We start from the raw sequence: 20,257 nt of genomic DNA on the forward strand, positions 1-20,257 counted from the left end.
ATGACAAAAAATTTATTTGATAATGAAAATGCAATTTATATGGGAGCAAAAAGAAGTCCTGAGAATTGCTCAATTGGTATATTTGGAGTTAATTATGACGGGACATGTTCGTTTAAACCAGGAGCAAGATTTGGTCCAGAAGCAATAAGACAAGTCAGTTCTTGTTTAGAAACATATTGTCCAAAAATAAAAAAGGACTTAGAGGATATTATGTATGTTGATTTTGGATCAATACTAATTGATAAAAATGACTCAAAGTCCGTTATTGAATCGGTTAAATCAGCAACAAATTATTTAATTAGTAAACGCCTTATTCCTATTATGCTTGGAGGCGAGCACTCTATTACAAGAGGTGCTATTGAAGCATTAGTAAAAAAATATCCAGATTTGATATTGGTTCAACTTGATGCTCATGCAGATTTAAGAGAATCATATATAGGGAATGAACATAGTCATGCTTGTACCATGAAAAGATGCTTAGAAGTGCTACCTGAAAAAAAAGTTTTGCAAGTAGGAATTAGAAGTGGGACTAAAGAAGAATTTGAAATTATGCATAACAACAACCAATTAGTAAACTTTTATCCAGGCGGAAATGCACATGAGTTAAAAGAAGCTCTTCTGCCATACGCTAAGTCTCCAATCTATTTAACAATAGATTTAGATTGGTTTGATCCCAGTTTATTAGCAGGGACGGGCACTCCAGAACCGGGAGGATTTTTTTGGAATGATTTTGAAGAAATACTGAACACTTTAAAAGACCTTAGAATTGTGGCTTCAGATATTGTGGAATTATCTCCAGAAATTGATAAAAGCGGAGTGAGCAGCATAGTTGCAGCCAAAGTACTTAGAAGCTTAATTTTGTCATTAAAAAATATGCAATAAAAAATTTCTAAACTACAGTGTAAAAATACTCAATAAAAACTAAATATCTCATGGATTTGCTAAAAAGTCCTCTTTATTCAAAATATGTTGAATCCAATGCAAAATTAGTGGATTTTGTAGGTTGGGAAATGCCCATATCATTTTCAGGATTAATTAAAGAGCATGAATCAGTTAGATCTTCAGCAGGATTATTTGATATTTCTCACATGGGTGTTATTTCTATAAAGGGAATCAATCCAAAGGATTATATTCAAAAACTTTTTCCTACTAATTTATACTCCTTTTCTGAAGGTCAGGGACTTTATACAGTAATGCTCAATGATAAAGGCGGAATAATAGATGACTTAATAATTTATGACCTTGGTATACAAGAAAATGACATATCAGAATTATTATTAATAGTTAATGCAAGTAGATATGAAGTAGATTTTCAGTGGATAAAAAATAATTTAAATATGTATGAAATTTCGATAACAAACTTTAAAAAAGACAAAGTACTTTTAGCACTACAGGGAAAAAACTCATTCGATTTATTTGAAGAATGGATTGAATCTTCGATCTCACATATCCCTAACTTTGGATGCGAATATAAAATTTTTGAACATATTTCGCCAAAAGAAAAAATTTTCTTTTCAAAGACAGGTTATACGGGGGAAAATGGTCTAGAAATACTTTTATCTAAAAAAGCTGCAATTAATTTATGGGATTTCTCAATTTCCAAAAATGTTGCCCCTTGTGGTTTAGGAGCTAGAGATACGCTTAGACTTGAAGCAGGCATGCATCTTTATGGTCAAGACATAAATGAAAAAACTTCTCCATATGAAGCAGGTTTAGGCTGGCTAGTACATCTAGAAAATAATCACGAATTCTTTGGAAGAAAATTTCTTGAAGAGCAGTCAAGATTAGGTATTCAAAAAAAGTTAGTTGGTCTCTCTATAGAAGGTAAAGCGATAGGAAGAAAAGGTTGCGCAGTTTTTAAAGGTGAAGAAAATATTGGGACTATCACAAGCGGGAGTTGGTCTCCAACTAAACAACAAGCTATAGCTTTTGCATACATCAATACTTCACATGCCTTAATAAGTAATGAAGTTCAAATATTAATAAGAGGCAAAAAATTCAAAGGGGTAATAACAAAGAGAGCGTTTTATAAAAAAAATTATTAACTAAATTTACCCTTAAAGAATTATTATAAGTTATTGATAAATAAATCATACTTAGATGAGAAACAAAATTTGCAAAGAACTCAATAATACAGATATTGGTAAATTAGTTAATTTGTGCGGATGGGTAGATAGAAGAAGAGATCATGGTGGTGTAATTTTTATTGATTTAAGAGACCATAGTGGATTCCTACAAATAACAATTAACCCTGATGATGGTGCAGATCTATTTAAACAAGCAGAAACTCTAAGAAATGAAACAGTAATAATGGTTAGCGGAATTATTAATGAAAGGCCCAAAGATTCCATAAATACAAATTTAAGTACTGGAGAGTTGGAGCTTAAGGTTAAAGATTTGCAAGTTCTCAACCAAATTAAAAACAACTTACCTTTTCCCGTGTCTATACATGATTATGAAAATACAAAAGAGGAACTCAGATTAAAATATAGATACCTTGATTTAAGAAGGGGAAAATTACTAGAAAATTTAAAAACAAGACATAAGATTATTAAAGTTGCTAGAGAATATCTTGATAATTTTGGATTTACAGAAGTAGAGACCCCATTACTTACAAAGTCAACTCCTGAAGGCGCTCGCGATTTTCTTGTTCCTGCACGTCTTTCAAATGGAGAATTTTTTGCTTTACCTCAATCTCCACAACTATTTAAACAACTTTTAATGGTTGGGGGCTTAGATAAGTATTATCAAATCGCAAAATGTTTCCGTGATGAAGACTTAAGGGCAGATAGACAGCCAGAGTTTACTCAATTAGATATTGAGATGAGCTTTATTAGTGAAGAAGAAATAATTTCTTTTAATGAAAGTCTCATAAAAAAAATATGGAAAGAAGTTTTAAATATTAATTTAAATAATGCTTTTCCAAGAATGTCATGGCAGGCAGCAATGGATAATTACGGCACTGATAGACCAGATACTAGATATCAAATGTTATTAAAAGATTTAGGAAGAGTATTAGGTGATATTGGATTTAATATTTTCACCAAGGCAATTAAGTCTGGAGGTTATATAAAATCCATAACAGTCAAAGGAGGCAATTCAAGTATTAGCAACGTAAGAATTAAACCAGGAGGTGACATCTTCCAAGTAGCTCAAGATGCAGGAGCTGGTGGTTTGGCCTTTATAAGGGTCAAAGGAGATGAGCTTGAGACTATTGGGGCAATTAAAAATAATTTAAGTGAAGAGCATATAGCTGATATTTTAAAAATCACAGAAGCAAAAGATGGAGACTTAATCCTCTTAGGAGCTGGAGATAAACAAATTGTCAATCAGTCATTAGATAGGGTTAGACAATATATCGCAAAAGACTTACATCTTATTGATAAAAGTAAATGGAATTTCTTATGGGTAACTGACTTCCCGATGTTTGAGAGAAATGAAGATGAAAATAGATATGAAGCTTTACATCATCCTTTTTGTTCTCCAAAAAATATAAAATCCAAAGATTCTGAAAACTTGAAAAAAGAAATTGAGAACTCTACCGCAAATGCTTATGACTTAGTTCTCAATGGCTTGGAGTTAGGAGGTGGCTCTTTACGTATTCATGAAGCAAACTTACAAAGAGAGGTTCTGAAAACGGTTGGACTCACTGACAAAGAGATTGATGAAAAATTTGGATTTTTAATAGAAGCTTTAGAAATGGGTGCTCCTCCTCATGGTGGAATAGCGTTTGGATTGGATCGTATTACCATGCTGATCATTGGTGCAGATTCAATCAGAGAAACCATTGCTTTTCCAAAAAATCAACAAGCAAAATGTCTTCTCACAAATGCACCTTCAAATGTCTCTGAATCACAATTAAAAGAATTAGATATTGAAATAACAATTGATGAATAAGAATATATATGGATGTTCTAAAAATTTTTTGTTTAAATAAAATATAAGGAGGCTGTGCTTAATTAAAAATATTTAATGTCAAAATTTGTATTTGTCACTGGAGGAGTAGTTTCTAGCATTGGTAAAGGAATTGTAGCTGCAAGCTTAGGAAGATTATTAAAATCTAGAGGATATAGTGTTTCAATATTAAAACTAGATCCATATCTAAATGTTGATCCAGGAACAATGAGCCCTTTCCAGCATGGAGAAGTATTTGTAACCGAAGATGGGGCTGAAACCGATCTAGATTTAGGTCACTATGAAAGATTTACTGATACTGCAATGACTAGGTTAAATAGTGTGACTACGGGATCTATCTATCAAGCAGTTATCAATAAAGAAAGAAGAGGCAGTTATAACGGTGGAACTGTGCAAGTAATACCTCACATAACGGGAGAAATACGAGAAAGAATTCATAGAGTAGCCGCCAATAGTAATGCAGATATTATAATTACTGAAATTGGTGGAACAGTTGGTGATATTGAATCTCTACCTTTTTTAGAGGCAATAAGAGAATTTAAAAATGATGTCAATAGGAACGATGTTGCATACATACACGTAACATTACTTCCTTACATCAAAACCTCTGGCGAAATAAAAACTAAACCAACACAACATTCAGTGAAAGAATTAAGGTCAATTGGAATTCAGCCAGATTTACTTGTATGCCGAAGTGATAAAGCTATCAATGAAGCTCTTAAAAAGAAGCTTAGTGGTTTTTGCGGTGTCAGTATCGACTCTGTAATTGAAGCTTTAGACGCAGACAGTATTTATTCTGTGCCTCTTTCTTTAAAAAAAGAAGGTTTATGCAAAGAAACCCTGAAGTATTTAGACCTTGAAAATAAAAAATGTGATTTGAAAAATTGGGAGCAACTTATTCACAACCTAAGAAATCCTGGAGCTCCAATCAAAGTTGCTTTAGTAGGTAAATATATTGAACTTGGAGATGCATATTTATCCGTTGTTGAAGCTTTAAGACATGCATGCATTGAACAAAAGGCTTTATTAGATTTACATTGGGTAAGTGCTGAAATGATAGAAAAAAATTCAGCAGAAACTTACTTAAATGAAGTTGATGCAATTGTGGTACCTGGGGGATTTGGAAATAGAGGAGTCAATGGAAAAATTTCGGCTATAAAATTTGCAAGAGAAAATAAAATTCCCTTTTTAGGTTTGTGCCTTGGTATGCAATGTGCAGTCATAGAATGGGCAAGGAATCTAGCTAATCTTCCAGATGCATCTAGCTCAGAACTAGACCCAAACACTCCAAATCCAGTTATACATTTATTACCAGAACAGGAAGATGTAGTTGATTTAGGTGGGACAATGAGACTTGGAGTTTATCCATGTAGATTGACAAAAAATACAACTGGAAAAAACTTATATAATGAAGATGTTATTTATGAGAGACATCGACATAGATACGAATTTAATAATTACTACAAACAAAGTTTTTTAGATTCTGGATACAAAATTAGTGGTACATCACCAGATGGCAGATTGGTTGAATTAATTGAGTTAGAAAATCATCCATACTTCTTAGCATGTCAATATCATCCTGAGTTTTTATCACGACCTGGTAAACCACATCCTTTATTTAAAGGTTTAATACAAGCCTCTCAAGATAAATTAACTCAATCAAATTAATATTCTTTATTTTTTTGAATGAAAATGACAAATTTTTTACCCCTAGTCGAACAATTTCATTCATTACAAGGTGAAGGTTATCACGCTGGAAAAAGTGCTTTTTTTGTAAGATTAGCAGGATGTAAAGTTGGATGTTCCTGGTGCGATACCAAGAATTCATGGGACGAGAAAAAACACCCTTCTATATCAATTGAAAAAATAATAGATGACATAAAAATTGCCAGAGAAAAAGGAGCATCTTTTTGCGTTATTACCGGTGGAGAACCTTTACAACATAACTTGGATAATTTTTGCAAAGCCATAAAAAAAATGACGATGGGAGAAGAACAAAAGCCAATGAAGATTCATATTGAGACAAGTGGAGTTAATTCGATATCAGGAAGCTATGACTGGATTACTTTATCTCCTAAAAGACACTCACCTCCAAAAAATTATTTTTTAAAAAAATGTAATGAAATCAAAATAATCATAAATGAATTAGAAGATATTGAATTTGCTATTCAAATAAAAAAAGAAACTTTAAAACAATATCAACTCTCTAATAGCGAAGATGGCTTAAAAAAAGAAGATAAAATTTTTTATTTACAGCCAGCATGGAACAATGCGAATGGGTTTTCTCTTGCTATTGATTTTGTAAAAAAAAATCCAGATTGGAACTTGAGCCTTCAAACTCACAAATACTTAAAAATTAATTGAAATCATATGAATCTTAAAAATAAATCGATAGTAGTTTTATTATCTGGAGGTATAGATTCTTCTACAGTTACTGGTATCGCAAAAAAAACCGAAGCTAAAATTTTTGGCCTTTCATTTGACTACGGTCAACGTCATAAAAAAGAATTAAATTCTGCATCAATAATTGCAAAACACTTTAATATCGAAGAATTTAAAATCATTAAGCTTGACTTATCTTTATGGGGAGGCTCTTCATTAACTGATACTCAAAAAAATATTCCGAAGGAAGGAGTACAAACTAATAAAATTCCTAATACCTATGTTCCTGGGAGAAATACTATATTTATTTCCGTTGCACTAAGTTATGCCGAAGCAATAGATGCTGATTTTATAGGATTAGGAGTTAATGCACTAGATTATTCTGGTTATCCAGATTGCAGACCTGACTACATTAAAAAATTTCAAGAATTAGCAGATTTAGCCAATAAAAGAGGAAGAGAAAATAATCCAATAAAACTTTGGACACCACTATTAGATTTAAATAAAGAGGAAATTATTAAATTAGCTTTTGCTAATCATGTCCCTTTAGATAAAACATGGAGTTGTTATTCGGGTAATTCAAAACCATGCGGTGAGTGTGATAGCTGCAGAATTAGAAATGCCGCTTATGAAAAATGGCTTAATAACAATAATAAAAAATGAAAATAGAAAAATTAATTTTAGAAAAATGGATAGATCCAGCATTGATTACGCATCATCTAACAAAAAAATTTGGAGATAAAGGATTAGCTTGGCTAGACAGTGATGGAAAAGAAAATGGGGAATGGTCAATAATAGGAATTAAACCTAAAAAAATAATTCAATCAAGAGATATCAATAACTTAGACAAAACTAATAATCCATTTAATAATTTAAAAAATATTGAAAAAGGATTTTGGATCGGTTGGTTAAGTTATGAAGCTGGAGTTTACATAGAACCAAAAAACCCATGGAGAAAATCTAATATGGCAACTTTATGGATTGGATCATATGATCCAATCATCAAATGTAATCTAATAAAAAAAGAAATAATTATCGAAGGCACAAACTTATCTGAACTGATAAATTATAAAAACATAATCAATAATATAAAAAATATTGAAGAAGAAAATATTATTAAAACAAATTTGAATTTTGATTTTTCAAAAATAAATTTGGACGAAATGGCTGAAAAATTTCAGAAAAATATTTTAAAATTGAAAAAATTAATTTCCCTAGGGGATATATTTCAAGCAAACCTAACAACTAAATGCGAAATTAAGTCTTCCAAAAACTATAATCCTCTAGATATTTATTTGAAAATAAGAAGAAAATTAAGAGCTCCCTTCGGAGGAATAATAATAAATAATGATAATTATAAAGAGGCTGTATTATCTACATCACCAGAAAGATTTATAAAAATAGATAATAAGAATTTTGTAGAATCAAGACCTATCAAAGGAACTAGATCCAGAGATAAAGATTTAAATCAAGACGCACTTAATGCTATCGATTTAATAACAAACGAAAAAGATAGAGCCGAAAACATTATGATTGTCGACCTTATAAGAAATGATTTAAGTAAAGTTTGCGAAACAGGCAGTATTATTGTGCCGGAAATATTAAAACTTGAAAGTTTCTTAAAAGTTCATCATCTAACTTCAGTAATAAGGGGCAAATTAAAAAAAGACAAGAACTGGATTGATTTACTAAAAGCTTGTTGGCCTGGGGGCTCTATAACGGGAGCACCTAAATTAAGATCATGCCAGAGACTTTTTGAATTAGAAGAATGTGAACGCGGACCATACTGTGGGTCATTTTTAAAGCTTGATTGGAATGGAGAGTTTGACAGCAATATACTAATAAGATCATTTTTAATTAAAGATAAAAAAATCAATATATATGCTGGTTGCGGAATAGTTATTGATTCAAACCCTGAAGAGGAAACTGATGAACTGAAGTGGAAACTTTTACCATTAATTGATTCACTAAAATGATTAAAACATTAGGCTGGCACAAGGATCAATGGTTGGATATTGATAGAATATTTATTGCTGCTAATAATAGAGGATTAAAATTTGCTGATGGTATATTTGAAACCATTTTGATAAAAGAAAACAAACCTATTCTTATTGATGAACATCTGAAAAGATTAGAAAAAAGTAGCAAGATTTTAAATATTAATCTCAAAATAAATAAATTAACATTGAGACAACTTATTGATGATGGAATTAAAAAGTTATCTCTTAAAAATGATCAATTTGCTTCAGTAAGAATAAACTATAGTCGAGGAACTAATGAAGGTCGAACACTAAAAATTGATAGCACTTCAGAGACAAAAGATTTAGATAATTTATGGCTTGAGTTCTATAGAATCAAACCAAATTTTAACCCAATAAGCGTTTGCATTAGTCAAACGGAAAAAATAAATGAATTCAGTCTTATAAGTAAATGCAAAACATTTTCATATAATCAGGCAATACAAGTTTTGACAGAAGCTAATGAAAAATCATTTGATGATTCTATCCTTTTAAATACGTCAGGTGAACTTTGTTGTGGAAGTACATTTAATCTTCTAATTAAAAGAAATAATCAATGGATAACTCCTAGAAAAGAGAGCGGCTGTTTAGAGGGGATTATGGTTTCTGAAGCTTTGAAATTGAAAATTGTAAAAGAAGAATTAATTACTCCAGAATTTAAAAATGATGACATAATCATTGCAATTAATAGCTTATCTTGCAGACAAATTAATCAAGTTAATGATTTAAACCTTAAACCTAAATTCGATCCAATTTACTTTTGGGATTTATTATATAGTTGAACTTTATTAATATCTGGTAAATAAACATCAGATACTTTAGTTATATTGTTATTAACCTTAAATTCAACAATTTTTCCAATAATGATAATTGATGGAGCTAAAAATTCTTTATCTTTGATTTTATCTGGAAGATTATCTAATTTCTCTATCAAACATTTTTGATTTTTTAAAGTAGCTTCTTGAATAACAGCGCATTTAGTACTCTTATCTAAACCACCTAGAATTAATTCTTCCACAATAAATTCAATATTTTTTATACCCATAAAAATTACTAAGCTATCTGATGATTTAGCTAAATCTCTCCAATTCACTGTCTTTTTTTCCTTATCTACACGCTCATGTCCAGTGACAAAAGTTACGGAACTCGCAGCATCTCTATGAGTTAGTGGAATACCAAAATATGTAGGAGCAGCTATTCCAGAGGTAATACCAGGAACGATTTCAACTGGAATTCCATTTTTTTCTAAAATCGATACCTCTTCACCACCTCTAGAAAAAACGAATGGATCTCCCCCTTTTAGCCTTACAACATTTTTGCCTTCTTTTGCTAATTTCAAAATAAGATCATTAGTTTCAGCCTGAGGTACAGAACACTTCCCAGCTCTTTTGCCTACATGGAAAATTTCTGTATTTTTTCCTGCCTGTTTTGTTATTTCATCCGGGATTAAAGCATCATGGACTAATGCATCACAATTTTTTATTAGGCGTAAAGCTTTAAGAGTCAAAAGCTCAGGATCACCAGGACCTGCTCCAACTAAATAAACAATTCCGGGCACAATAATCTCCATTAACAAGTATGGTAGTAAAAGTTAATCGCAATGAAGGTAAATATTGTGAAAGAAAGTTTATTAAAACCAAATAAAAAATTTACTCTCCTCAGTGCATTTATCACTCTTCTAAATGATCGTTTAAGTGAAAGTATACTTTTACCCATATTACCCTCTTTTGTTTTACTTTTTGACTCTAAAGCAAGTACATATGGTTTATTATCATGCACTTACCAATTAGCTCAGTTTACAGCTTCTCCTTTTATAGGACTTATGAGTGATAGATATGGAAGAAGACCTGTCACTCTTTTTTGTATTACTGGTTCAGTAATAGGAATATCAATATTATCTTTTACAGTTCTTTTTAATTGGTCAAATTCAATAGCCACTATCCCGTTATTTTTATTATTTTTAGCGCGACTTATTGACGGTTTAAGTGGGGGGACTGCAGCTACTGCTACAACAATTCTTGCGGATATTTCAAGCCCTGAAAAAAGAGCAAAAACATTTGGTCTTATTGGTGTAGCTTTTGGTTTAAGTTTTTTCTTAGGTAATATTTTTGTTGTAATTTTTGCAAGAAATACAAATAATAATTTTATTATTCCAGTTTTGATAGCTTCAATCATTCCAATAATAAATTTTATCCTTGTATTTTTTTTCTTACCAGAAACCAAGCCTAATAGTAAAAAAAATAAATCAAAAACTGTTTTAAAAAACCCGTTAAAATCTTTATTTACAGTTTTCAAAGAAGAAAAAATTAAAAAATTATCATTAGCTTTTTTCATTTACTTTATTGCTTTTACTGGATTGACTAACATCCTTATATTTTTCCTCCAAGAATCTTTAAACTGGACGACGAAAGCATCAAGCGGAACTCTTGTTGTCGTAGGAATCATTGCGATTATCGTTCAGGGTGGGTTAATTGGCCCTCTGGTAAAGCAATTTGGCGAAATGCGATTAACACTTATCGGATCAGGCTTTATTCTTGTAGCGTGTGCTCTTTTAATAACTGCTCCAAAAGAAAATGCGACAATTAATATTTATTCAGCTGTTTCATTTTTAGCCATTGGGGCAGGATTAATTACGCCCACGTTAAGAGCACTAATATCAAAGAAATTAGACGTTGATAAACAAGGCTCAATTCTAAGTAACCTTCAGGGCCTGCAGAGTCTTGGAGGGGTTTTAGGAATTGCAATGGCCGGAAGGGTTTATGATAGTTTTGGGCCTAGATCACCTTTTATAGCTGGTTCCGTTATCTTACTTTTCATGATATACCTTATTGCAGAGGGTAAAAATAATAATTCTTTTAGCAATCAAAATTCAAAAGTATCTTAATGAAAAGCCAGGCTGATGTTTTTATTAATAGAGAATTAAGTTGGATTGAATTCAATAAAAGAGTGCTCCTAACTGGTATGGAAAAGGAGTACAAAATCCTAGATAAAGTAAAATTTTGTTCAATTTTTAGTAATAATCTAGATGAATTTTTTATGGTAAGGGTAGCTTCCTTAAAGGCTCAAGTTGAAGCAGGAATTACTAAAAAAAGTATTGATGGATTAACCCCTAAAGAGCAATTAACAAAAATCAACAAAGAAGTAAAAAAATTAACTAGTCTTCAAGAAAACTATGTAAATAATGAATTAAATAATGAATTACAAGAAAAAGGTGTAATTTTAAAAAAATATAAGGACCTAAGTGAAAATCAAAGAAATTGGTGTGATAACTTCTTTACTACCTCTATTTTCCCTTTATTAACTCCTTTAGTTGTTGATCCGGCACATCCATTTCCCTTTATAAGTAATTTGAGTCTAAATTTGGCAGCTCTAATAAGAGATGGGGAAAATTCTAAAAATCAATTTGTCAGAGTAAAAATACCAACAAAAAATATAAATAGATTTATACAAATTCCCAATGAAATTATTCAATGTGATGATGAAAGTACATATTTTTTCATAAGCGTTGAAGATTTAATTGGAAATAATATAAATAATTTATTTAACGGAATGGAATGTATAAATTACTCTTTTTTTAGAGTGACAAGGGATGCGGATTTAGAATTAAAAGAACTTGAAGCTGATGATCTTCTTTTGGCAGTTGAACAAAGTTTGCAAAAGAGAAGATTAGGTGGAGACGTAGTTAGATTAGAAGTTGAATCGGATATGCCAGAAAATATTCTGAAATTACTCATTGAAAGTATATCAATACAAAAAGAGTATATTTACTTTTCCAAAAGTTTTTTAGGCCTTGACGATTTAAATCAGCTTACAAAAATTAATAGAAATGATCTAAAAGAAAATCTACTAATTGGGAAAACTCACCCCAAATTAAAAAATTTAGATTTACCTTCAAACAAAAACCTCAATTCTATTTTTAACATCCTTAGAAAAAAAAATATTCTGCTTCATCATCCATACGACTTATTTAGAACTTCAGTTGAAGAATTTATAAACAAAGCAGCTGATGATCCACTTGTAATGGCTATAAAAATTACTTTATATCGAGTTTCCAATGATTCCCCTATCATTGCAGCTTTAATGAGAGCTGCAGAGAATGGGAAAGAAGTCATGACTCTTGTTGAACTAAAAGCAAGATTTGATGAAGACAATAATATTCAATGGGCAAAACAACTTGAACAAGCAGGAATTCATGTTGTATATGGAATCATAGGATTTAAAACACATACAAAAATAGCTTTGATAGTAAGGAAAGAAAAAGGAAGATTAAGGAATTATTTCCATATTGGAACTGGGAATTATAACTCTAATACTTCAAAGTTTTATACAGATTTAGGATTGCTTTCAACGGATCCTGATATTGCATCAGATTTACTTGAGTTATTTAACTATTTATCAGGTTTTTCTAAACAAAAAAGTTATCAAAAGTTATTAGTTTCTCCCTCATCGATGAGAGAGAAATTTATATTTCTAATAAAAAGAGAAATTACAAATGCAGAGGAAGGCAAAAAAGCCGAAATAATTGCAAAAATGAATTCTTTAGTAGATCCAGAAATAATTAAACTTCTTTATTTAGCTTCAAAATCAGGAGTAAAAATTAGTCTTATCATAAGAGGTATTTGTTGCTTATATCCCCAAAGAAAAAATTTAAGTGAAAATATTCAAGTTATAAGCATTATTGGCCATTTTCTTGAACACTCAAGAATTTTTTGGTTTTGTAATAAAGGTGATAATGAGGTTTTTATTGGGAGTGCAGATTGGATGAGAAGAAATCTTGATAGAAGAATAGAAGCTGTTACTCCGATAGAGGATTATGAATTGAAATCTAAAATATACTCGCTTTTGCAAACTTACATTAAAGATGATTACTTTTCTTGGATAATGAAAGAAGATGGTTCTTATTCGAAATATGAATTAGATTCATCAGACAATCGTTCGCAAATTGACCTCATAGAAAAATAAAATTAATATTGATTTTTACAACATTTAAAAAAATACTTAATATTTTAAATTTTTTTTATTTTTTATAAAATCAGCTCATATCAATGGATTTCAAGAAATAAGCTTTAAAAAAAAATTTTTTGTCTTTAAAATTTCAACGTAAAAGTAGTTTTTATTTCAATTTCAGTGCTAGCTTTTTAAAAAATCCATTATTTAGGAGGCCAGGGTGATGGGGATCCCTCTGGAATCTGCGAAAAGCTCATCAGATAATAATTTTGATGAGCCAAGATTACCAAACACTGCGGGCAAGTCTCGCAAATCGAAATCCAGTCTTACGGCAAAACAAAGCCAAAAAAAATCTGGCAGACTCGCTTCGGATTCTATTGGCTATTACTTAAGTAGCATTGGCAGAGTACCTCTTTTGACTCCAGCAGAGGAAATTGAGTTAGCTCATCATGTTCAGAACATGAAAAAGTTGCTGCAAATTCCTGAAACTGAAAGAACGCAACGAAATCTTTATCAAATTAAAATTGGTAAAAGAGCCAGAGATAGAATGATGGCAGCTAATCTTAGGCTTGTTGTCTCTGTTGCAAAAAAATACCAAAACCAAGGGCTTGAATTATTAGATCTTGTCCAAGAAGGTGCTATTGGCCTTGAAAGAGCTGTAGATAAATTTGATCCTGCTATGGGATATAAATTCTCAACTTATGCCTACTGGTGGATTAGGCAAGGAATGACAAGAGCTATTGATAACAGTGCAAGAACAATCCGTTTGCCTATTCACATAAGTGAAAAACTATCCAAAATGAGAAGAGTCTCGAGAGAATTATCACATAAATTTGGCAGACAACCTACTAGATTGGAAATGGCAACTGAAATGGGCATAGATCAAAAGGATTTAGAAGATTTAATTTCGCAAAGTGCTCCTTGCGCCTCCCTAGATGCTCACGCAAGAGGCGAAGAAGATAGAAGTACTCTTGGAGAACTCATACCTGATCCAAACTGTGAAGAGCCTATGGAAGGTATGGATAGAACTATTCAAAAAGAGCATTTAGGAACTTGGCTTTCTCAATTAAATGAAAGAGAACAAAAAATAATGAAACTCAGATTTGGTCTAGATGGTGAAGAACCATTAACACTCGCAGAAATAGGAAGACAAATTAATGTTTCACGAGAAAGAGTAAGGCAACTAGAAGCTAAAGCAATATTAAAACTTAGAGTAATGACAACTCATCAAAAAGCAGCTTAACCAAATTGATAAAATTTACTGTAATTTTATTATATTTATTTTCAATTTTTCTAATATCAATAGTTTTTAAAAAATATAATGCAAATAGCAGAGAAATCGTCAGAAAAATAATACATATTGGAATAGGACCTTTAATACCAATTGCTCAACTTTTAAAAATTAATCAAAACTCTGCTCTGGTTTTTACAGGAATTGTTTCATTAATGGTTTTCATCAATTACAACTATAAATTATTTCCAACAATTGAGGATGTTGAGAGAAAGAGTTATGGAACATTATTTTATTGTCTAAGTTTATTTATTTTGATTTATCTTTTCTGGGACAAAAATCCATATGCATTAATTACTGGATTTTTCATAATGACTTTTGGTGATGGATTGGCTGGATTGATAGGAAAAAGCTTTAACTCCAAGAGTTGGGTTCTTTTTAAACAAAAAAAATCTTTATATGGCACTATCACAATGTTTTTAACAAGTTTGATAGTAGTTTGCTCAATAGGATACACCCAATATAATAGTTTAAATTTAAATTATTTTACAATAGCTTTTTTTGCGACTTTGCTCGAACAATTTAGTATTTTAGGGATAGATAATTTCGTTGTTCCAATTTCTTCAGCATTATTTTTTAATTTTTTTATAACTAGCTAAGTGAATTGTATAAAATAGCGAGTAATTCTTTTGTTGTTTCAATATCTATGCATGCATCTGTAATGCTTCTGCCAAACTGGAGATCCTCTTTTTTTAAAAGTTTTTGATTTCCTTCCTTCAAATGACTTTCAAGCATAACTCCTAAAATATTTTTTTCACCATTTCTAAGTTGAGAAGCTATATTTTTTAGAACTTCCGACTGTTTACGATAATCTTTATTGGAATTACCATGACTACAATCAATCATCACTTTATTTGGAAGATTAGATTGCTTCAATTCAGAAGAAATTCTGTTAACATGTTGACTTTCAAAATTTGGGCCTTTTGAACCGCCTCTTAAAACTATATGTCCATCTGGATTACCTGTTGTATTTATAATAGATGCCATTCCATTTTGATTTACACCTAAAAAATGATGAGATTTTGAAGCTGATTGCATTGCATTTATTGCAGTAGTAAAAGAACCATCAGTACCATTTTTAAAACCTATAGGCATTGATAATCCTGATGCCATTTCTCGATGAGTCTGACTTTCAGTGGTCCGCGCGCCTATGGCTGTCCAGCTTATTAAATCGGCAATATATTGAGGAACAATTGGATCGAGTAATTCTGTAGCAGAAGGAATTCCACGAATTGCTAAATATGAAAGCAAACTTCTTGCCCTTCTTAAACCTGTATTAATATCATAAGAATTATCTAGATGAGGATCATTTATCAATCCCTTCCAACCAATAGTTGTTCTTGGTTTCTCAAAATATACTCTCATGATTATTTCTAATTTATCTTTATAAATTTCTCGAAAGTTTTGAATATATTTTGAATATTCTTTTGCCGCCTCTAAATCGTGAATTGAACATGGACCAACAATGACTAAAAGCTTCTGATTATTATTATGCAAAATATTTTGTATCGATCTTCTTGTTTTAGATACTGTACTAGCAGAGGCGTGATCTAAAGGTATATCATTATGTAATCTACTTGGAGGTATTAATGGACGTGTCTCAACAACATGTAAATCTGATGTCTTTTCTAAAGCAGAATTATTTGATGAAGTCGTCATTGATTAATTAAGAAGTTTGAATATTTAAAAAAGCATTTATGAATACTCTCCTTTTCAATATTAAAAATAACAATAGATTAGGCATTAAACCTTACTAATGAAGAATTTGGAAACATTGCTAAAAGATTATTCAGTTCACGTAGCTGAAAGAGCTACCAAAGGTATACCTCCTTTACCTTTAAATGCTGAACAAACAAATTGCATTACACAATTATTAGAACAAGATAGTACTTACGATTCATCTTATTTACTTGATTTATTAATAAATAGAGTACCACCAGGAGTTGATGAGGCTGCTTATGTAAAAGCAAGCTGGCTTACGGCTGTTGTTAATTCCGAAAAATATTGCAAAACAATAAATCCCGAAAAAGCAATTGAAATACTTGGAACAATGATAGGCGGATACAATGTAAGTTCTTTAGTTGAAATACTTAAAGGAGAAAATAGTTTACTTGCTAAAAAAGCAGCAGACGTTTTAAAAAATATTATTCTTGTTTACGACTCAGCTAACGAAATTTATGAATTATCCCAAAATAATATATATGCAAAAGAGGTTATAAATAGTTGGGCAAATGCAGAATGGTTCAAAAATAAAAAAGTTCTAGAGCAAGAGATTACTTGTTTAGTATTTAAAGTTGACGGTGAGACAAACACAGACGACTTATCTCCGGCTGTACATGCAACATCACGCCCAGATATTCCGATGCATGCATTAGCAATGTTGGAATTTAAAAAACCTGATGGACTAAAGATTCTTGATAATTTAAAAAAACAAAATTTACCGATAGCTTATGTTGGAGATGTTGTTGGAACAGGGAGTTCAAGAAAATCTGCTATTAATTCACTCATTTGGCATATAGGAGAAGATATCGCTTTTGTTCCAAACAAAAAAACAGGTGGAATAATAATTGGAAGCAAAATAGCCCCAATTTTCTTTAATACTGCACAAGATTCAGGAGCTTTTCCAATAGAAGCTGACGTATCTCATATGAAAACAGGAGATATTATTAAAATATATCCTTATAAAGGCATTATTAAAAAAATTGAAAAAGATTCAAATGCTGAAGAATTAATAAGCAAATTCGACTTGTATCCATCAACTCTTACTGATGAAATTCAAGCTGGCGGAAGAATTAATCTTATGATTGGACGATCTCTTACGGACAAAATTAGAAACAAATTAAATTATCAACCAAGTGAAATATTTACCAGACCACAAAATCCAACTGAAACAACTGCCGGCTTTACTCAAGCTCAAAAAATAGTAGGCAAAGCATGCGGTTTAGATGGAGTTAGGCCAGGAACGACCTGTGAGCCAATTATGACCACAGTTGGCAGTCAAGACACTACTGGGCCAATGACTAGAGATGAACTAAAAGAACTAGCTTGTTTAGGGTTTACTGCAGATTTAGTGATGCAAAGTTTTTGTCATACAGCTGCATATCCTAAACCAGTAGATTTAGTTACCCATAAAGAATTACCAGACTTTATATCTCAAAGAGGAGGAGTAGCTCTTAAGCCTGGAGACGGCATAATTCATAGTTGGCTTAACAGAATGCTTCTCCCCGATACTGTTGGTACAGGTGGAGATAGTCATACAAGATTTCCTCTTGGCATTTCATTTCCTGGAGGCTCGGGCATTGTTGCCTTTGCCGCTGCGATAGGATCAATGCCATTAAATATGCCTGAATCTGTACTGGTTAAATTTAATGGAGAATTATTACCAGGAATTACTCTGAGAGATTTAGTAAATGCAATCCCTCTATTCGCAATTAAAAAAGGACTCTTAACTGTTGAGAAAGAAAATAAGAAAAATATATTTAACGGTAAAATCATGGAAATTGAGGGTTTACCAAACTTAAAACTTGAACAAGCTTTTGAACTGACTGATGCTACTGCAGAACGCTCATGCGCTGGTAGCACCATACTTTTATCCCAAGAAACAGTTCAAGAGTATTTAAGAAGCAATATTTGCCTGCTAGAAAAAATGATCGAGGGCAATTATGAAGATTCAAAATCGATTTCAAGAAGAATCAATGATATGAAAAATTGGTTAAAAAAACCATCATTAATTCAACCAGATTTAAACGCTCAGTATGAAGAAATCATTGAAATTGATTTAGCAAAAGTAACACAACCGATAGTTGCTTGCCCTAACGATCCAGATAATGTAAAAGAAATTACTGATGTTGCAAATACAAATATTGACGAGGTTTTTATAGGTTCTTGCATGACAAATATTGGTCATTACAGGGCAGCTGCGAAAGTTCTTGAAGGTGTTCAAAATTTAAAATCTAAATTATGGATTTGTCCACCAACAAAAATGGATGAAGAAACTCTAAAAGCTGAAGGCTATTATAAAATATTCGAAGATTGTGGCGCAAGGTTAGAGTTACCAGGATGTTCTTTATGCATGGGAAATCAAGCCAGAGTAGATGAAGGTTCCGTAGTTTTTTCTACAAGTACAAGAAATTTTGACAATAGACTTGGCAAGAATGCACAAGTCTTTTTAGGAAGCGCTGAATTAGCAGCAGTTTGCGCACTGCTTGGCAAAATACCTGAAGTTGAAGAATATCAGGATATTACTAAAAATAAAATTAATCCATATTCAGATGAACTTTATCGCTATCTTCAATTTGATGAAATTCACGATTTCAGCTTGACAAGGTAATCATGGACTATGCCAAACTTTATAAAAGATAATATTCAAAAAACAAGTAATAATTCTTCTCGTAGCATCAAAAAATTATTAAAGCAAAGATCTCTAGTCGTTGCATTTTCGCTCTTATTAACAGGTTTAGGGGCCTCAATTACAAGCATATCTTTTAAAACTGGAATCTATTTTATTAATAATTGGAGATTGGCATTATTAAACCAATTCCCATCTATTGCGGTCTTACCTATTTTTGGAGCTCTAGGCGGAGCTATTGCAGGATATTTGATCAAAAATATAGCACCTGCTGCAAAAGGTTCGGGTGTTAGTCAAATCATGGGTTTCTTAAGACATAAAAAAGTTCCAATGAACTTAAAAGTAGGATTAGTAAAGCTAATATCAGGAATTATTGCTATTGGTAGTGGATTCCCTTTGGGTCCAGAAGGTCCATCAGTTCAAATGGGAGGATCAGTGGCTTGGCAAATGGCCAAGTGGCTCAAAGCTCCTGCAGCTTTCAGAAGAGTAATAGTAGCAGCAGGTGGAGGTGCTGGAATAGCCGCAGTATTTAGCGCTCCATTAGGAGGGTTTGTCTATGCAATAGAAGAGTTATTAAACTCTGCTAAACCAGTAATTTTGCTATTAGTAATAATTACAACTTTTATTGCAGATTCGTCTGCTGATATTATTCAAGCATTGGGCTTAGATCCTAAAGCAGGAGGCTTTGATTTTAACCTCGGATTTTTGATTCAAAAAGAATATGACCCATCAGTTTTTTTCTTACCTGTAGATTTTATTTACTTAGTTTTACTAGGAATAATTATTGGGATATTTGCAGAATTGTACAGCAGATATGTTTTATTAATGCAAAATCTTGGGAAAAAGTGGTATAAAAATAAATTTGTTTTAAAAATGAGTATCTGTGGACTTATTTTAGGAAGTATCTACTCTTGCTTACCCAGTACATTTCATAATTTAGATGAATTGCAGAAAATAATAGCCGAACAAAATACAAGTATTGGAATTGCTTTATTAGCAGTTTTAGTGCTATTTATCACGACAGGTTTAGCTGCAGCTTCTGGAGCTCCTGGAGGATTATTCTATCCAATGCTTACTTTAGGAGGGTCAATCGGACTAATAATGGGAAGCTGGGTAGAAATTGCAACAGGGCACGCTCCAAGTACATACATTTTTGCGGGAATGGGAGCTTTCGTAGCAGGATGTTCACGAACACCAATAACAGCAATGTTTTTGGCTTTTGCTTTAACAAAAAATTTATTAATAATGAAACCTGTCTTAATCAGCTGCATTGCCAGTTTCTTGATAGCAAGAGCTTTTAATGAAGAATCAATTTATGAAAGACAAATACAAATAGAATTAGAAGACTAAGAAACT

General features: G+C 31.7%; 16 protein-coding genes. 14 read left to right on the forward strand and 2 right to left on the reverse strand.

Annotation, left to right across the window (positions count from 1 at the left end):
- The 8 genes from speB (at position 1) to HA140_RS09240 (ending at position 9,097) form a co-directional block, all read left to right on the forward strand.
- The gene (gene speB, locus HA140_RS09205; protein ID WP_209040788.1) at positions 1-882 is read left to right on the forward strand and encodes an agmatinase; all 882 of its coding nucleotides are present in this window, start codon (positions 1-3) and stop codon (positions 880-882) included.
- 50 nt (positions 883-932) lie between these two features.
- Positions 933-2,045 carry a glycine cleavage system aminomethyltransferase GcvT gene (gene gcvT / locus HA140_RS09210; protein WP_209040789.1) on the forward strand — a complete coding sequence of 371 codons (1,113 nt, stop codon included), beginning with the start codon at positions 933-935 and terminating at the stop codon, positions 2,043-2,045.
- Between the two features lie 55 nt (positions 2,046-2,100).
- The gene (gene aspS / locus HA140_RS09215) at positions 2,101-3,897 is read left to right on the forward strand and encodes an aspartate--tRNA ligase (RefSeq protein ID WP_209040790.1); all 1,797 of its coding nucleotides are present in this window, start codon (positions 2,101-2,103) and stop codon (positions 3,895-3,897) included.
- Between the two features lie 75 nt (positions 3,898-3,972).
- Positions 3,973-5,583 carry a CTP synthase gene (locus HA140_RS09220; protein ID WP_209040791.1) on the forward strand — a complete coding sequence of 537 codons (1,611 nt, stop codon included), beginning with the start codon at positions 3,973-3,975 and terminating at the stop codon, positions 5,581-5,583.
- A 24-nt stretch (positions 5,584-5,607) separates the two neighbouring features.
- On the forward strand, positions 5,608-6,279 hold the full coding sequence (locus tag HA140_RS09225) for a 7-carboxy-7-deazaguanine synthase QueE (RefSeq protein WP_209040792.1): 672 nt from the start codon (positions 5,608-5,610) through the stop codon (positions 6,277-6,279).
- 6 nt (positions 6,280-6,285) lie between these two features.
- On the forward strand, positions 6,286-6,960 hold the full coding sequence (gene queC, locus HA140_RS09230) for a 7-cyano-7-deazaguanine synthase QueC (RefSeq protein ID WP_209040793.1): 675 nt from the start codon (positions 6,286-6,288) through the stop codon (positions 6,958-6,960).
- Positions 6,957-8,273 (forward strand): anthranilate synthase component I family protein, encoded by a 1,317-nt coding sequence (locus HA140_RS09235; RefSeq protein ID WP_209040794.1) that lies wholly within the window; start codon positions 6,957-6,959, stop codon positions 8,271-8,273. The genes queC and HA140_RS09235 overlap by 4 nt, the downstream gene beginning before the upstream one ends.
- Complete coding sequence (locus tag HA140_RS09240) at positions 8,270-9,097, forward strand: aminotransferase class IV (RefSeq protein ID WP_209040795.1); 828 nt, start codon at positions 8,270-8,272, stop codon at positions 9,095-9,097. The genes HA140_RS09235 and HA140_RS09240 overlap by 4 nt, the downstream gene beginning before the upstream one ends.
- Here HA140_RS09240 and cobA read toward each other — a convergent pair.
- Entirely contained in the window at positions 9,070-9,873 is an 804-nt protein-coding gene (gene cobA / locus HA140_RS09245) for a uroporphyrinogen-III C-methyltransferase (protein WP_209040796.1), read from the reverse strand. The two genes, HA140_RS09240 and cobA, sit on opposite strands and share 28 nt — an antisense overlap.
- A 57-nt stretch (positions 9,874-9,930) precedes the next feature.
- Between cobA and HA140_RS09250 the strand changes: the two genes are divergently transcribed.
- The 4 genes from HA140_RS09250 to HA140_RS09265 all read left to right on the forward strand — a co-directional run bounded on the left by HA140_RS09250 (position 9,931) and on the right by HA140_RS09265 (position 15,152).
- Positions 9,931-11,199 (forward strand): MFS transporter, encoded by a 1,269-nt coding sequence (locus tag HA140_RS09250; protein WP_209040797.1) that lies wholly within the window; start codon positions 9,931-9,933, stop codon positions 11,197-11,199.
- Complete coding sequence (ppk1, locus tag HA140_RS09255) at positions 11,199-13,277, forward strand: polyphosphate kinase 1 (protein ID WP_209040798.1); 2,079 nt, start codon at positions 11,199-11,201, stop codon at positions 13,275-13,277. The genes HA140_RS09250 and ppk1 overlap by 1 nt, the downstream gene beginning before the upstream one ends.
- Before the next feature lie 208 nt (positions 13,278-13,485).
- Positions 13,486-14,505 (forward strand): RpoD/SigA family RNA polymerase sigma factor, encoded by a 1,020-nt coding sequence (locus HA140_RS09260; protein ID WP_012008570.1) that lies wholly within the window; start codon positions 13,486-13,488, stop codon positions 14,503-14,505.
- 5 nt (positions 14,506-14,510) lie between these two features.
- Positions 14,511-15,152, forward strand: coding sequence for a diacylglycerol/polyprenol kinase family protein (locus HA140_RS09265; RefSeq protein WP_209040799.1), 642 nt, complete (start codon positions 14,511-14,513; stop codon positions 15,150-15,152).
- Here HA140_RS09265 and HA140_RS09270 read toward each other — a convergent pair.
- Complete coding sequence (locus tag HA140_RS09270; RefSeq protein ID WP_209040800.1) at positions 15,145-16,212, reverse strand: 3-deoxy-7-phosphoheptulonate synthase; 1,068 nt, start codon at positions 16,210-16,212, stop codon at positions 15,145-15,147. The genes HA140_RS09265 and HA140_RS09270 overlap by 8 nt on opposite strands.
- Positions 16,213-16,309: 97 nt before the next feature.
- Between HA140_RS09270 and acnB the strand changes: the two genes are divergently transcribed.
- Positions 16,310-18,883, forward strand: coding sequence for a bifunctional aconitate hydratase 2/2-methylisocitrate dehydratase (gene acnB, locus HA140_RS09275; protein ID WP_209040801.1), 2,574 nt, complete (start codon positions 16,310-16,312; stop codon positions 18,881-18,883).
- A 9-nt stretch (positions 18,884-18,892) separates the two neighbouring features.
- Entirely contained in the window at positions 18,893-20,251 is a 1,359-nt protein-coding gene (locus HA140_RS09280) for a ClC family H(+)/Cl(-) exchange transporter (RefSeq protein ID WP_209040802.1), read from the forward strand.
- Positions 20,252-20,257 lie beyond the last annotated feature (6 nt).

The sequence above is a fragment of the Prochlorococcus marinus CUG1417 genome (assembly GCF_017695975.1).
Lineage (GTDB): Bacteria > Cyanobacteriota > Cyanobacteriia > PCC-6307 > Cyanobiaceae > Prochlorococcus_A > Prochlorococcus_A marinus_AG.

What these genes read in the sequence shown, in the direction of transcription:
- speB (WP_209040788.1), top strand. Translation starts at nt 1, where the DNA reads ATGACAAAAAATTTATTTGATAATGAAAATGCAATTTATATGGGAGCA.
- gcvT (WP_209040789.1), top strand. Translation starts at nt 933, where the DNA reads ATGGATTTGCTAAAAAGTCCTCTTTATTCAAAATATGTTGAATCCAAT.
- aspS (WP_209040790.1), top strand. Translation starts at nt 2,101, where the DNA reads ATGAGAAACAAAATTTGCAAAGAACTCAATAATACAGATATTGGTAAA.
- HA140_RS09220 (WP_209040791.1), top strand. Translation starts at nt 3,973, where the DNA reads ATGTCAAAATTTGTATTTGTCACTGGAGGAGTAGTTTCTAGCATTGGT.
- HA140_RS09225 (WP_209040792.1), top strand. Translation starts at nt 5,608, where the DNA reads ATGACAAATTTTTTACCCCTAGTCGAACAATTTCATTCATTACAAGGT.
- queC (WP_209040793.1), top strand. Translation starts at nt 6,286, where the DNA reads ATGAATCTTAAAAATAAATCGATAGTAGTTTTATTATCTGGAGGTATA.
- HA140_RS09235 (WP_209040794.1), top strand. Translation starts at nt 6,957, where the DNA reads ATGAAAATAGAAAAATTAATTTTAGAAAAATGGATAGATCCAGCATTG.
- HA140_RS09240 (WP_209040795.1), top strand. Translation starts at nt 8,270, where the DNA reads ATGATTAAAACATTAGGCTGGCACAAGGATCAATGGTTGGATATTGAT.
- ppk1 (WP_209040798.1), top strand. Translation starts at nt 11,199, where the DNA reads ATGAAAAGCCAGGCTGATGTTTTTATTAATAGAGAATTAAGTTGGATT.
- HA140_RS09260 (WP_012008570.1), top strand. Translation starts at nt 13,486, where the DNA reads ATGGGGATCCCTCTGGAATCTGCGAAAAGCTCATCAGATAATAATTTT.
- HA140_RS09270 (WP_209040800.1), bottom strand. Translation starts at nt 16,212, where the DNA reads ATGACGACTTCATCAAATAATTCTGCTTTAGAAAAGACATCAGATTTA.
- acnB (WP_209040801.1), top strand. Translation starts at nt 16,310, where the DNA reads ATGAAGAATTTGGAAACATTGCTAAAAGATTATTCAGTTCACGTAGCT.
- HA140_RS09280 (WP_209040802.1), top strand. Translation starts at nt 18,893, where the DNA reads ATGCCAAACTTTATAAAAGATAATATTCAAAAAACAAGTAATAATTCT.